Annotated in this window: 15 protein-coding genes; 7 read left to right on the top strand and 8 right to left on the bottom strand. The window is 55.1% G+C overall.

All coding sequences use genetic code 11. The features are described 5' to 3' along the window. Positions 1-506: 506 nt before the first annotated feature. Positions 507-1,439 (bottom strand): isopenicillin N synthase family dioxygenase, encoded by a 933-nt coding sequence (locus tag ACILP4_RS04015; RefSeq protein WP_395619463.1) that lies wholly within the window; start codon positions 1,437-1,439, stop codon positions 507-509. A gap of 53 nt (positions 1,440-1,492) precedes the next feature. Here ACILP4_RS04015 and ACILP4_RS04020 point away from each other — a divergent pair, with 53 nt between their 5' ends. The 3 genes from ACILP4_RS04020 to ACILP4_RS04030 all read left to right on the top strand — a co-directional run bounded on the left by ACILP4_RS04020 (position 1,493) and on the right by ACILP4_RS04030 (position 3,045). Further along, entirely contained in the window at positions 1,493-1,906 is a 414-nt protein-coding gene (locus tag ACILP4_RS04020; protein ID WP_395619464.1) for an EVE domain-containing protein, read from the top strand. Then, a complete protein-coding gene (locus ACILP4_RS04025; protein ID WP_395619465.1) occupies positions 1,903-2,763 on the top strand; it encodes a RimK family alpha-L-glutamate ligase in 861 nt (286 codons plus the stop codon). Before ACILP4_RS04020 ends, ACILP4_RS04025 begins: the two co-directional genes overlap by 4 nt. A 99-nt stretch (positions 2,764-2,862) precedes the next feature. Further along, on the top strand, positions 2,863-3,045 hold the full coding sequence (locus tag ACILP4_RS04030) for a CsbD family protein (RefSeq protein WP_395619466.1): 183 nt from the start codon (positions 2,863-2,865) through the stop codon (positions 3,043-3,045). A gap of 62 nt (positions 3,046-3,107) precedes the next feature. Here the strand turns inward: ACILP4_RS04030 and ACILP4_RS04035 are convergent, their stop codons facing one another. The 7 genes from ACILP4_RS04035 to ACILP4_RS04065 are packed head-to-tail and all read right to left on the bottom strand — an operon-like array spanning position 3,108 to position 8,689. Continuing rightward, a complete protein-coding gene (locus ACILP4_RS04035; protein WP_395619467.1) occupies positions 3,108-3,794 on the bottom strand; it encodes a glutathione S-transferase family protein in 687 nt (228 codons plus the stop codon). Positions 3,795-3,843: 49 nt separating this feature from the next. After that, a complete protein-coding gene (locus tag ACILP4_RS04040; RefSeq protein WP_395619468.1) occupies positions 3,844-5,043 on the bottom strand; it encodes a serine hydrolase domain-containing protein in 1,200 nt (399 codons plus the stop codon). A gap of 29 nt (positions 5,044-5,072) precedes the next feature. After that, positions 5,073-5,714: a CoA transferase subunit B gene (locus tag ACILP4_RS04045; protein ID WP_395619469.1), complete on the bottom strand. Its 642-nt coding sequence runs from the start codon at positions 5,712-5,714 to the stop codon at positions 5,073-5,075. After that, positions 5,711-6,424 carry a CoA transferase subunit A gene (locus ACILP4_RS04050; RefSeq protein WP_395619470.1) on the bottom strand — a complete coding sequence of 238 codons (714 nt, stop codon included), beginning with the start codon at positions 6,422-6,424 and terminating at the stop codon, positions 5,711-5,713. The genes ACILP4_RS04045 and ACILP4_RS04050 overlap by 4 nt, the downstream gene beginning before the upstream one ends. 41 nt (positions 6,425-6,465) lie before the next feature. Further along, a complete protein-coding gene (locus ACILP4_RS04055; RefSeq protein WP_395619471.1) occupies positions 6,466-7,125 on the bottom strand; it encodes an HAD-IA family hydrolase in 660 nt (219 codons plus the stop codon). Between the two features lie 35 nt (positions 7,126-7,160). Continuing rightward, complete coding sequence (locus ACILP4_RS04060) at positions 7,161-8,081, bottom strand: SMP-30/gluconolactonase/LRE family protein (protein ID WP_395619472.1); 921 nt, start codon at positions 8,079-8,081, stop codon at positions 7,161-7,163. A 50-nt stretch (positions 8,082-8,131) separates the two neighbouring features. Further along, positions 8,132-8,689: a GNAT family N-acetyltransferase gene (locus ACILP4_RS04065; RefSeq protein ID WP_395619473.1), complete on the bottom strand. Its 558-nt coding sequence runs from the start codon at positions 8,687-8,689 to the stop codon at positions 8,132-8,134. 142 nt (positions 8,690-8,831) lie between these two features. Between ACILP4_RS04065 and ACILP4_RS04070 the strand changes: the two genes are divergently transcribed. The 4 genes from ACILP4_RS04070 to ACILP4_RS04085 are packed head-to-tail and all read left to right on the top strand — an operon-like array spanning position 8,832 to position 12,835. Further along, positions 8,832-9,635 (top strand): universal stress protein, encoded by an 804-nt coding sequence (locus ACILP4_RS04070; protein ID WP_395619474.1) that lies wholly within the window; start codon positions 8,832-8,834, stop codon positions 9,633-9,635. A gap of 57 nt (positions 9,636-9,692) precedes the next feature. Continuing rightward, the gene (locus tag ACILP4_RS04075) at positions 9,693-11,015 is read left to right on the top strand and encodes an amino acid permease (protein WP_395619475.1); all 1,323 of its coding nucleotides are present in this window, start codon (positions 9,693-9,695) and stop codon (positions 11,013-11,015) included. A 39-nt stretch (positions 11,016-11,054) separates the two neighbouring features. Further along, the gene (locus ACILP4_RS04080; RefSeq protein ID WP_395619476.1) at positions 11,055-12,482 is read left to right on the top strand and encodes an NAD-dependent succinate-semialdehyde dehydrogenase; all 1,428 of its coding nucleotides are present in this window, start codon (positions 11,055-11,057) and stop codon (positions 12,480-12,482) included. Continuing rightward, complete coding sequence (locus ACILP4_RS04085; protein ID WP_395619570.1) at positions 12,482-12,835, top strand: YbaN family protein; 354 nt, start codon at positions 12,482-12,484, stop codon at positions 12,833-12,835. The genes ACILP4_RS04080 and ACILP4_RS04085 overlap by 1 nt, the downstream gene beginning before the upstream one ends. Positions 12,836-12,837: the final 2 nt, after the last annotated feature.

Genomic DNA, 12,837 nt, shown 5'->3' on the forward strand with positions numbered 1-12,837 from the left:
AGCACCCGGGGCCTAAAAACCCCCGGACCTGGCGCCGTCGCCCACATGTCCCTTCATCTAAATATCACAATGTCAAAGAGCCGAACCGGTTTGACCCGGTTACCACCGACAAAAAAGCGGACACCTAAGGTTCCCTGATATTGCTACCAGAGGAGTAGGTGACCCGTTTGTTGGCGACCGAACCGCAGAAACTCTTGCTTCCCGTCCGGTGAGAGGGCCTCTAAAGTGACTTCAGGATTCGGTCAACCGCCATTTGCAATTTTATTACAAAAAAAATGCACTTCTGTCGTAAATCTACGGTTTTCTGCGGCCTTCAACCAATCCGACCTTCGTGGATTTCGCGCGATTAGATAATGTCCCTGACCGACGAAAGTTCCATTTTCGGCCAAAATTGGCTGTTTTTGCCTATTCCGATACTCTGATTCTTACTGGGCACGGCATTTGGGATGCGATTCTCGCTGCTGCTCCGAATCTTGAATGTCGGTCACGCACGCCCAGTTGGCATATTATGCCTTCAGCAAACCAATCTCGATCAACCGTTCGCGCAGATAGTCATCGGCGAGAATCGGGTTAGGGTAACGATTGGGATTCTCTGCGCCCACGCATTGCGGCAACGTCGATATTGGAAAGTCCGATCGCAAATGTAAGAAGAAGGGCATTGAGTAACGACTAAACCGCGAGCGCTCCCCGGTCGGGTTCACCACACGGTGCGTGGTCGATGGCAGCATATGGTTGGTTAACCGCTGCAACATATCGCCTACATTGACCGCCAAGCCCCCCTGCGGCGGCGAGACATCCATCCAGCTACCATCGGGCCGCAATATCTGCAGACCTGCCTCCTCTGCCCCCAACAGTAAGGTAATGAGGTTTATGTCCTCATGCGCACCTGCCCTAATACAGCCCTCCGCATCGCCCGATATGGGAGGATAATGCAAAAGCCGCAAAATCGAGTTTCCGTCCGCAATCGCGGGATCAAACCAGTGCGCTGGCAAATCAAGATAGCGCGCGATCGAGGACAATATCCGGGCGCCGACCTTATCCATCTCTGCATAAAGCAGCTGAAACGTCTCTTTAAACTCCGGAACATCCGGCCAGATGTTCGGCAGCATGGATCCCGCAAGCGGACTCTCCGGCGCCACGTCACGACCGACATGCCAGAATTCCTTCAGGTCATGAAAGTCCGCGCCCTTGGCAATTTCGGTTTTAAACGGCGTGTATCCGCGCTGGCCAGCAATGGCCGCGTCAAAGCCCGCGCGCTTTTGCGTTTCGGATTGTTCGAACAGCGCCTTTGTGAGCGCCCACGCCTTCGCGACCAAGGCGGGATCAAGACCATGGTCAATGACGGTCGCAAAGCCATAGGTCTGGAATGAATTGCCAAGTTGCTGGCCAAGAGCATCGGCATCGCCGGTGCTGAGTGAGATTACGGGCATAACTGTCATGGACAGCGCATTACTGCCTGCCGTAAAGGCTTGCTAGCGAAAAGGAGTGACAGGTGGCGAAACAATTTTGGCTCATGAAATCAGAACCCGACGTTTACAGCTATGACGATCTGGTGGCGGAGGGCGAAGGCACATGGGACGGCGTGCGCAATTACAGCGCCGCAAATAACTTACGGTCTATGAAGGTCGGCGATGAAGCTTTTTTCTACCACAGCAATATCGGGCTTGAGATTGTGGCCATCATCACGATCAGCCAAGAGCATTTCATTGATCCCACCGATGAGAAGGCGCGCTTCGTCGCGGTCAAGGTCAAACCTGCGCATAAGTTAAAGCAGCCTGTGACGTTGAAAGCAATTAAAGCGAACCCCAAGCTGGCCGAAATGGAAATGCTTCGGCAGTCCCGCCTGTCCGTTGCCCCAGTCCGCCCGACCGAGTGGAAAGAGATATTGAAGATAGCGGGCGAATGAGCGGTCTTCGTATCGCGATATTGTGCCCGACGCCCGAGTATGAAGAAGATTGGTCACATATAAAGGGCGATTACGCGCGTTTGTTAGGTGACAGCGCTGTTTTCATCGACTGGACCAAGGCGAACGACTTTAGCGGCTATGACCTTGTCACGCCTCTGCTGGCCTGGGGCTATCCCCGTGACTGCGCGCGTTGGTTTGCTTTGCTGGACCAATTGGAGGCCGAAAATGTGCGGGTAAGCAATCCGGTCAGCATATTAAGGTGGAACAGTGATAAGGCCTATCTGGCCGAATTAGAAGCCGCCGGCATTCCTTCGGTCCCCACAATATGGAGCGCGCTACTCGACAGGGTCGCACTTGAAGACGCGCGGAAAAGCTTCAATGTCGAAACGTTAATCGTCAAGCCACCCATATCGGGCGGCGCAGACGGAACCTTTCGCTTGAACCGCGACGATAATGTGCCGGATTCGGTTGCTGGCCAGCGCATGATGATCCAGCCTTATGTGCCTAATATTGCAGAGGAAGGCGAATATTCGCTCTTCTATTTCGCCGGGGCATTCAGCCATTCCATCGTCAAACGCCCGGCCAAAGGTGATTTTCGCGTTCAGGAACAATATGGCGGTCGGGAAGAAGCTGTCACTGCCCCCGACGGCGCGCTGATATTGGCCCAGCGGACATTGGCCGCGACAGCGAAGATAACCAAGTCCGGACCGCTGGCTTATGCGCGGGTCGACATATTGCGCGACGGTAATGGCGTTTTCCGCCTGATGGAGCTGGAACTTATAGAGCCGTCTTTATTCCTGCGCTTTGCGCCCGATGAAGGCGCCGCATTTGCCCAAGCGTTGGTTTCAAGCGCTTAACCGCCAGACACATTGGAACCAACGGCCACCCGCCGGGTTCACTCCTCGCACCGTCCCGCAATTCATGCGCGGCCGGCTGGCACAGAAAGGACGATCTGTATGGGCGAACTAAATGACAAGGCCAAAGGCCTCGGCAACGAAATCGTAGGAAACATCAAGCAAGCTGCGGGTAAGATATCTGGCAATGCACATCTGCAGGCTGAAGGCATGGCGCAAGAACGCAAAGGCGAAGGCCAGAATCTTAAGGGCAAAATAAAGGGCGTAACCGGCGACAAAGTCTAGGTCCCGTTCATTCCCAAGAAAAAGGCCGCCCAAAAGGCGGCCTTTTTCATGTCCGTCCTGCTTTAGCCCTGACGATAATCGGCGGTTATCACACCGCAGTCCCGCAATTCCGCCTCATGGCCCGCTTCGCGCCAGCTCTCGGTCAACGCATCTTTCTCCCAAGCCAGCATCGGCGCGAGCCCAAGCATATGATTCACCCATTCTTTGCCCGCTTGCCCCACATCCAATCCATATGTCCGCACTCGGAACGCGACAGGCGCGAAAAAGGCATCCGCCGCGGTAAATTGGGGCCCAGCTAAAAATGGTCCGCCAAAACTGTCCAGTCCTTGCGTCCATAATTCTGTCAGGCGGGCAACGTCACGCTTCAATGCGGCAGACATCGGCTTGGGTTGCACCCTGACACCGACATTCATCGTGCAGTCGTTCCGCAGGGCGGCAAAGCCACCATGCATTTCCGTGACGGCACATTGCGCCCACGCGCGTGCAGCGGGATCAGACGGCCAGACGCCTTCGTGCCGATCTGACAGATATAAAGTGATGCCTAGCGAGTCCCAGATTGTCCGCGCGTCGTCCAACAGCACGGGCACTTGGCCAGTCGGTGAAAATACACGGAATGCATAATAATTGCTTGCCGCCGCAAAGGGCTCGATGCGGTCCTCAAACGGAATACCCAGCATCGTCATCAGCACCCAAGGCCGTAAACTCCAGCTCGAATAATTACGATTCGCGGTAATAAGCGTATAACCCATGCAGTCTTCCTTTCGGTTTCCGAAGCAGACCAAGCGCTTACCTATTCCGTCAATCCAGTTCCAACCAGCGCGAATCTGTGCGTTGATGGTAACTGTCAAACACGGCAAATGGAATGCGGAAGGGCGTGCCCCAGTTGCTGTTCCACATGGCGACAACACCAACACGCGCTGCCGGATCAAAAATCATGGTCGCGCGGTAGCCGTCAACGGCGCCGGAGTGCCCCACCAAGATATTGCCGTCATATTTGAAGTTGCGCCAGCCAAGGCCATAATGCGCCTCCGAATTTGCCTGTCGCAATTCGCCGCCATAAATCGGGGCCGTATTCACGCGCGGAGATTGCGCAATCCGCAACGTTGATTCGGGGAGCACATCGGGGCGATCGCCCATTGTCGCCTGCATCCAACGGGCAAAATCGACGATATTGCTTTCAACACCCGCAGCCGCCGGGACCCGCCAATAAGTTTCTTTCACGGTACGGACCATGCGCCCATTATGCGGCCGCGCCCAATCTTTCGCATTGGTAAGGCCAGCCATGCCGAAATTGGCGCTATTCATGCCCAAGGGCAGAAAGAAACGCTCGCTCACCGCATCGGGGTACGACCGCTTCGCTGCTTGCTCCAAAATCTCGGTTACGGCGTCAAAGGCGATATTCTGATAGGTGTGACACGAACCCGGCTGACACTGCAACGGCGCGCTGGCCAGACTGGCCCGCAGAGCGCGCGGATCTTGGCCATCCTCCAACCGTTCGTCAAAAGCGTTTTTGGTGAGGCCGGTTTGCTGAGAAAGCAATTGCTGGAAACTCACGCGCGATTCAGCCCCTTCGGGCAAACGCAGCGTTGTATGATAACGCGCAACTGGCCGGTCCAAATCAACCAGCCCCTCATTGGCGAAAGTTGCTGCCAACGTCCCCGCAACGGTCTTGGACACCGAAGCCCATCGGAAAACCGTTCCCAGCGTCACCGGCACATTCGTGTCCCGGTCAATCACGCCATATGTGCGGACAAAGCGCAGTTCGCCATCTTCGACAATAGCAATGGCAAGACCCGCCATTTCCGACCTTTGTGCCATGGCCGCAAATTGTTGGTCCAGTTGGGCATAATTTATTCGACCGCGCCATTCATCAGGCTGGTCCGGCAAATTCGCCTGGGGTTTGGTGAATTCGCGCAATATGGCTACGACCTGATTATCATCAGGCGCGGCACGCATGGCATATAGGCCAGTCAGTCCCAACACAGAAACCGCGATCAAGGCTAATAAAGTCCGCCGCATGTTGGTGATCAGACCGCAACCTCAAAATGCGCCGTTGTCTTTGCCCGTACATCATCAACGCTGACACCGGGTGCAACCTCAATCAACTTGAACGCAGAGGTTTTATTGGCGCGCTGAAACACGGCGATGTCGGTGATGATCATGTCGACGACGTTTTTACCCGTGAGCGGCAGAGTGCAAGCCGGAATGAATTTGGGGCTTCCATCCTTGGCCGTGTGTTCCATCACCACAATGATCTTCTTAACCCCAGCAACCAAGTCCATCGCACCGCCCATGCCCTTAATCATCTTGCCGGGGATCATCCAATTGGCAATGTCCCCTCTTTCGGAGATTTCCATTGCGCCCAGCACGGTCAGGTCAATATGTCCGCCACGGATCATGGCGAAGCTGGCGGCGCTATCGAAATACGCGGTCTGCGACAGCTCACTGATGGTTTGCTTGCCTGCATTGATAAGGTCGGCATCCTCTTCCCCCGCAAAAGGGAAAGGCCCGATGCCCAACATGCCATTTTCCGACTGAAGCGTTACTTCGACACCCGCCGGAATATGGTTGGCCACCAGCGTGGGGATGCCAATGCCGAGGTTCACATAATATCCGTCGCGCAATTCCTTTGCAGCGCGGGCGGCCATTTCGTCACGGGTCCAGCTCATGAATTATCTCCCCGCTCACGTACCGTGCGGAACTCGATCTTTTTGTCATAAGGCGCGCCAACGATCATGCGTTGCACATAAACGCCGGGCAAATGGATGCAGTCGGGGTCGAGTGAGCCAACAGGCACCACTTCCTCCACCTCAACCACGCAGACCTTTCCGCAGGTGGCGGCGGGCAGATTGAAGTTGCGGGCGGTCTTGCGGAATATAAGGTTCCCGCTTTCATCGGCTTTCCATGCTTTGATGATCGACAGGTCAGCAAATATCCCGCGTTCGAGGATATATTCCTCGCCGCCAAATTCTTTCACTTCCTTACCTTCGGCGACCAAAGTGCCAACGCCAGTTTTGGTGTAAAAGCCGGGAATGCCAGCGCCGCCAGCGCGCATCCGTTCGGCCAGCGTCCCTTGCGGGCAAAACTCAACTTCCAATTCACCCGCCAGATATTGCCGTTCAAATTCTTTGTTCTCGCCAACATAAGACGAGATCATTTTCTTGACCTGTTTGGTGCGCAGCAGCTTGCCAATGCCTTCATTGTCGATGCCAGCATTGTTCGACACGAACGTGAGGCCAGTCACCCCGCTGTCGCGCACAGCATCCAACAGGCGTTCAGGAAGCCCGCAAAGGCCAAAGCCGCCGCTTGCAATCAGCAAGTCGTTTTTCAGCACGCCTTCAAGCGCCGATTGTGCATCGGGGAAAAGTTTTTTCGCCATGAATTGCTCCAGATAATGGGAGAGACGGAACAGTCTTTCGCCTAGACCCCAAGTGGCGTGAAGGTCAACGCCAATAGCGCGCCTAAATCCTGCAAAGCTTGATCACCGCTTGTGACTTTGATTGCAGCCATCCCCATGAAAGCAGCCGGTTTGCAGTTAATACCAAGATCGTCCAGATAGATGCATTGCGAGGGCACAACCGCTAAAGCTTCGCACATCATCGCATAAATACGCGGGTCGGGTTTGCGCACCCCTGCTTTGCTCGATTCGATAATATGGTCGAACCGCCCCATGACCGCAGCGATCGCCGCCGCTTTCTCATCGCTCCCGGCCATGCCAGCGCCTTTGCCAGACGGCACATTGTTGGTGATGCAGCCAAGCGCAAAGCCCTTGGACTTCAAAACATCCAATGCGGTCACCATAGCGGGGCGGATGTCACCCGATAGGCAGGCTATCACCGAAGCGCCGTCAAGCTCATGCCCTAATGCCCGCGCTTCCGCAGCGAACAGCACGTCAAATTCTGCAGCATTGCATTCCGCCCGTTCAAACTTTGCCCAGGCATTATCATTCGGGTTGCGGGTGTTCACGCTCCGGACGAAATCATTGGGCAGGCCGCGTATCGCCTCCATGCGGTTGAATGCCTCAAAAGGCGAGGTCGTAATGACTCCGCCAAAATCGAAGATAACAGTATTGAACGCCATGTTTTTCCTATCGCCGCGTTGGCCGTCCTTATGCCTTAATATTGCAGCTTCAATCCCGGCCGCGCCCATCGGGTTTTAACGAGGCGTCCGCTGCCCGAGAGGCAGATATAAGCGTCCATCATATCATCGCCGCCAAAGGCGATGTTGGTTGTAAAAATATCATCGGTAGCAACAAATTCGACCAGCTCGCCAGTAGGCGAAATGACGCTGATCCCGCATTCGCCGATGGTGGCGACGCAGATATTGCCATTGGCCTCCATGCCCAGGCTGTCGAAAAACTTATATCCCGCTGGACGATAAACTGGAATGCCCGGACCGCCAGGGCCCACATCCCCAGCAACCTTGCCTGGCGCGGTGATGTTGAACTGCATCAAGCGGCAGGTGTAGGTTTCGGCAGCGTAAAGCGTGTTCCCATCGGGGGACAGGCCAACGCCATTGGGGTTGTTTGACGGGAAGATAACTTCTTCCAAATGGCTGCCATCCGCCTTGGCATAGAAAATACCGACGACATCATGACTTCGTTTTGCATAATCGATCTTGCCATGATCGGTGAACCAAAACCCGCCATGTGCGTCGAACACAATGTCGTTCGGTCCACGCAGACTGCAGCCGAAGTCGCCGGATTTATACAATATTTCGACTTCGCCAGTTTCGATATCGATGCGTTCAATCCGGCCGCCTGAATAATCCTTCGCAATACCGTGCGGCGCAAGAAAGCCATTGGCTTCGATATATTCGAACCCGCCATTGTTGCAGCAATAAAGCTTTCCATCCGGCCCTATCGCCAGGCCATTCGGTCCGCCGCCGGGCTTAGCGATAACGGATGTGCTGCCATCGGGGCGCACGCGCGTGATTTGGCCTTGCGCGATCTCCACCAATATGATGCTGCCATCGGACATGACCACCGGTCCTTCGGGGAAGCGAAGCCCATCTGCGACCAATTCAAACTCAGCCATATTTTCTCTCTCCTTTACGCACGTCTATCGCACATTCATCCTGTAATCGATTAGGCAGGCTCTCGCGCTGGCGCTGATCGGTCTCCCTCACCAAGCTCGGCTTGCATATAGACGGTGTCAAGCCAGTGACCGAATTTACGACCAACGTTGCGCATACGTCCGGCATGGGCGAACCCCATCTTATGGTGTAAAGCAACCGAGGCGGGTTCGCCGCCGCCAATGACTGCAATCATTTGCCGAAAGCCGCAATTGCTAGCTTGTTCCATTAAAGCGCGCATCAATTGCGCGCCCACGCCCTGCCCTACACAGGCTGGATCGACATAGATCGAATCTTCGCAGGTAAAGCTATAAGCAAGCCGGTTACGAAACGCGGTCACATAGGCATAGCCCATGATCGTTTCGGCACGTTCTGCCACGATGAATGGCCATCCCTTGGACAAAATGTCTAGGATCTTCTCTTCGGTTTGAACCGGTGTGCGGGGAATAGCATCAAAGCTGGCAGTGCCATGTTGCACATGATGCGCATAAATACGGGCAATGGCTTCCGCATCCGCCGCACGCGCAGTTCGTATCGCCAAATTCGTTAAAGCCAGTCTTCCTTCATTCATGCCTCATGGCTGACATAATATCCCACGATTTGAAAGTTTTTTGCAGTGTTTGACGTCCATCAATGACTTTGCCGCGTTTAGGTCAAGAATGGTTTCTGTGAGACCGGCGCAACACATCCGGCCGTTAGGTAAGGAAATGACAATGAAATCTATCATGGTGCATGCAGGCGGTGATACCGCCTTTGAAGGTAGGCTGCAGGTGGGGCTTGACCTTGCTCGGCGTTTCCACGGGCATATGTCGCTCATATTGCCGCGGCCAACGCAGGATTATGTCGCGTTCGACATGTTCGGCGGCGCGCATTTCGTCGCCGAGGCATTTGAAGCAGCCGGAAACGAACGCGAAAAACTGTGCGCACGGATCGATGCGCGGTTGAAGGCAGAGGATGTGCCTTGGGATTGGCAAATGTTTGATGGCACGACATCAGACGCGCTAATCGATGCCGCACGGTTGGCAGATGTCTTGGTCATGTCGTTGGATCCAGTGGGCACTGCGGGTGCTGCTCGCGCTTGGATCAGCGATGTGGTAACAGCATCGCGCACCCCGGTTCTGGCAGTACCTGCGAAAGCCAAACGTCTCTCATTCGACCGAGCTATGGTCGCATATGATGGCGGTTTTGAAGCCGCCAATGCATTGCGTGCAGCATTGCCATTGCTTCAAGCCGCATCTTTTGTCCGCATATCGGAGATTGAAATAGTGCCGGAGCAATTCCCAGTCACCAACGCTGCGATGTACTTATCGCGCCATGGCATCAATGCCGAAATAGCCGTTGCCGCAAAAGGCGATCAGAGCGTCGAGGAGAGGCTTTTGGTAGAAGCCAATGCTTGGGCGCCCGATTTCCTCGTCATGGGCGCCTATAGCCATGGCCGGTGGCGTGAAACATTGTTTGGCGGCGTAACACGGTTCATGCTCGGCGAGCTTGGCATCCCGGTCTTATTGGCTCATTAAACAAAGATTGGCTTTTGCCCCTGTTCATGCCAGCGTGGGATAATGAGGGGGAAAGTCGTGAAGCAAGAGACAGTCGCAACAGAACGGCCGATGGGGTTCTGGATGGCGCTCGCTTTGGTCATGGGCAGCATGATCGGGTCAGGCGTATTCTTGCTTCCGGCAAGCCTTGCACCCTTGGGGTGGAATTCGGTTATTGGTTGGGTGATAACCGTGTCCGGCGCGTTATGCGTCGCATCGGTCTTTGGCGTACTGAGCAAAGCATTGCCCAAGGCTGGCGGGCCTTATGCTTATACAAGAGCTGCGTTCGGCGATGGTGCGGGCTTTGCGATTGCATGGGCCTATTGGATTTCGATGTGGGTTGGCAATGCCGCAATAGCGACAGCGGCGGTCAGCTATCTTAGCCAATTATTCCCTGTAGTCGGCACCCACGGCGTGTCCGCCGCCGTTACCATAGCCATCGTCTGGGCTTTCACGCTGATCAACATTCGCGGTACAAAGCTTGCGGGGCAAGTGCAGATCATCTGGACGATTGCCAAGTTGCTGCCGCTCATCGCGGTTATTGGCCTTGCCGCGTATATATTGACGGTTCAAGGCACTGGCGTTGTCCGCAGCTTCGAACTGTCAGACATTTCAACGGCAAGTATTTCGACGGCTACCATCTTGACGCTGTGGGCCATGCTTGGCCTTGAACTGGCAACGGTGCCAGCAGACAAGGTGCAAGATCCAGAACGCACCATCAATCGCGCGACATTATTCGGAACCGCTAGCGCAGGCGGCATTTATATTTTGGTCTGCTCAGCCGTCGTTTTGATGTTGCCTGTCGCCATCACCAGCGTCTCTGCTGCGCCATTTGCCGATTTTGTGAGCGTCTATGCGGGCACCAACGCTGGCACCGCTATTGCTGCCATCGGCGCAATCAGCGCACTTGGCGCGTTGAACGGGTGGATTATGTGTCAGGCCGAATTACCCGCCGCTTTGGCACGTGATGGTTTGTTTCCGGCATTCATGGGAAAGGCCGCAGCTAATGGCACGCCGCGCAATGCGCATCTGTTCTCCACCAGCCTGTTGACGCTTGTCATCCTGATGAACAGCAGCCGGACGATGGCATCGATGTTTGAATTTCTGATATTGCTGACCACGGCCATCGTGTTGGTCATGTATTTCGGTTGCGCTGCGGCTGCGTTCCGCCTCATCCAGACGGGCATATTGAAGGTCAGCCCAGGATTTAAAGTCATCTTATTGCTGGCCGCTGTTTATTCCTGCTGGACAATTTATGGCGCAGGCGCCGAAGCCTTGGTCTGGGGCATTGCGTTATTACTCGCGGGCTTTCCGGTTTTCTGGCTCTTGCGACTTGCAAGGGGTTCCAAAGCCGTCACCTGACGCCTACAAGCAAGGCACATTAGATTTGCAGGAAAACCGATGAGCTATTCCACTGATTTAGGTCTATATATTGACGGCAGCTGGCGCATGGGCGAAGGCCGCGATACGCATTCGGTTATCAATCCGGCCACTGGTGAGACGCTAGCAGAATTGCCGTTGGCTGCGTCTGCTGACCTTGATGAGGCTCTTGCCGCCACGGCAAAAGGCTTTGCCCATTGGCGAAGCGTAGACGTGAATGCACGCGCGGTTATACTGCACAAAGTCGCTGAACATATTCGCGAACGCGCCGAAACAATAGCCGTGCTGCTCACCACCGAACAGGGCAAACCACTCTCCGAAGCGCGCACTGAGGTGCTGTCCTGTGCCGCGCAGTTCGATTATTTCGCCGAGGAAGCCAAACGCAGCTACGGACGCGTGCTTGTGCGGCCAACCGGGCAGCGGGCGTTGGTACTGAAGCAACCAGTTGGGCCAGTGGCCGCATTTTCACCGTGGAACTTCCCAGTGAACCTGATGTGCAAGAAAATGGCGGCTGCTTTGGCTGCAGGATGCTCGATCATTGCAAAGCCGCCGGAAGAAACCCCCGCAAGCACGAGCGCTATCATGCAATGTGTCATCGATGGCGGTGTGCCTGGTAATGTAGCGCAATTGATCTACGGCGTGCCCGATATGGTCAGCCGTCATTTGATCGCATCTCCCATCATCCGCAAGGTGAGCTTCACAGGATCCGTGCCAGTTGGCAAACATCTGCTTAAGCTTGCCGCCGATGGCGTGAAACGGACCACTATGGAGCTGGGCGGTCATGCGCCCGTGCTAATTTTCGACGATTGTGATCTTGAAAAAGCGATCAGCTTGTCGGCCACCACCAAGTTCCGCAACGCGGGCCAAGTGTGCATCTCGCCCACCCGATTTTATGTGCAAGAAGGCGTATATGACCGCTTCGTTGCTGGCTTTGCGGCGCATACGAAACAGATTCAAGTCGGCAATGGCCTCGACGCCGACACCGTCATGGGTCCATTGGCCAATGCGCGGCGACCGTCGGCTATTGCCGCCTTGGTCGAAGATGCGACGTCCAAAGGCGCCAATTTGCTAACCGGTGGGTCGCGGGGAAATCATGGCTTTTTCTTTACGCCAACGGTGCTGTCCGATGTACCAATGTCGGCCAAGGTTATGGACGACGAACCCTTTGGCCCTATCGCCTTGATGCGGCCGTTTAAGACTTTTGATGAAGCCATTGAACAGGCAAACCGCCTGCCCTTTGGCCTTGCCGCTTATGCTTTCACCGAAAATGCACGCCAGGCGAACCTCGTCGCCGACGCGCTGGATACCGGCATGGTTGGACTAAACAGCTTTATAATCTCAATGCCTGATGCGCCCTTTGGCGGGGTCAAGGAATCCGGCTTTGGCAGCGAGGGCGGTCCCGAAGGGCTTGATAGCTATTATGTGACCAAGGCGGTTCACCAATATTGATAAAGCAGCAGCTTTATCTGTGGGCCGGCTTGCTGGCTCTTGCCTTGGGTACGACAGGCATTGCCCTACCCTTGCTGCCGACGGTGCCGTTCATGATCTTGGCCGCCTTCTGTTTCGCACGCAGCAACCCGGCGCTTGAAGCGCGACTGTTGAACCATCCAAAATTTGGTGCTCATCTTGTGGCGTGGCGGGAAAAGGGCGTCATTAGTCGGCGCGGAAAATGGTCAGCGACTATCGCATTTGGTATCAGCATCGCGATTGGCTTTGTGGCTTTAACCTTGCCATGGTCGCTTGTGCCCGGGGGCGTGGCTGTGCTTTGCCTTAGCTGGATTTGGCTTAAGCCAGAAGCTTAAGG

The sequence above is a fragment of the Sphingorhabdus sp. genome (assembly GCF_044239045.1).
GTDB lineage: Bacteria > Pseudomonadota > Alphaproteobacteria > Sphingomonadales > Sphingomonadaceae > Sphingorhabdus_B.